Genomic DNA, 1,134 nt, shown 5'->3' with positions numbered 1-1,134 from the left:
GTTGATTCCGCAGTCGTTGTAATGGTCTGCGACGTGCCATCCGGAAAGGTCACTTCGATATCCTGACTCGCATAGCCATTCACAATTCCTGCTTGTGCTACACCAACATCCGTTGCACCGTTCGAGTTAATCGTTGTGCCACTCTGAGTCAAAGCTTCTTCTGAAGAATCCAGATTCAAAGCTGCTTCGACATTAGTTGATCTTGATGGAGGCAGATCATTCGCATCAACAACCAGATCACCCAGAACTCCCGATACCGTCCCACCTTCATCAGCCTGAAAGCCCTGGACACGCATACCCGTGTTATTGACCATGAAACCATCTTTATCCACACCTAGCTGACCAGCACGCGAATATTTGGCCTCACCCTGATCACTAAGCACGAAAAAGCCATTTCCGGTAATTGCTAAGTCCAGGTTATTGTCAGTAAAGCTTACGTTACCCTGACCAAACATCTGTCGAATATTTTGTACTGCGACACCGTCTCCCGTTGAGGTAGCCCCCCTGCCGAAAAAACTATTGGAATAAACATCACCAAACTCGGCACGCGAACGCTTAAAACCAACAGTACTCGCGTTCGCAATGTTATTACCCGTAACTTCCAAGTCCGTGGAGGATGCTCTCAACCCACCTAATGCAACGTTAAACGGCATACTACACCTCTCTTCTGATTCTTTTTGTCGTAATGATTACAATTATTTCGCACGCCAGACACATACTCATGCCTAGTTAATCTCTCTAACATCTTCTAAAGGAATAGCGCCCATACCGGCTAAGTTAAGCGAAATGGCACCACCAGTCCCGATCGATACGCTACTCACATTGGCGGAAAGCAAGGTCGTAATTTGACTTACATCTCCTCCTTGATTCGATTCAGCAGCGATCGTGTAATTGTCATAGGGCATCTGCTCCCCCTTGCTATTTGTTCCATCCCACGAGAATGGTACAGAACCGGCAAGTTGTTGCCCCATATCCACCTGATTAACCAACTCACCAGAACCGTTAAAGATACTTACCTTTAATGAACCTGTACTGGCTTCAAGATCAACCAATCCACTAATTGTTCCGTCTGCCGCCATGGGAGCTTCAGTACCTGGCACCAAAACCGTTCGCCCAACCATTGCAGAAGCCTGC

The 1,134-nt window shown here is 47.3% G+C and carries 2 protein-coding genes; both read right to left on the bottom strand.

Annotation, left to right across the window (positions count from 1 at the left end):
* Positions 1–653 (bottom strand): flagellar hook-basal body complex protein (locus A3756_RS23975; RefSeq protein ID WP_156490737.1); only part of this gene is annotated, 653 nt, incomplete at its 3' end.
* Between the two features lie 72 nt (positions 654–725).
* Positions 726–1,134: FlgD immunoglobulin-like domain containing protein (locus A3756_RS23970; RefSeq protein WP_304438938.1), on the bottom strand; the 409-nt coding region annotated here is incomplete at its 5' end.

It is taken from the genome of Oleiphilus sp. HI0086, assembly GCF_001635225.1.
The sequence above is the reverse complement of the archived record's forward strand: the minus strand, read 5'-3'. Positions and strand labels throughout refer to the sequence as shown.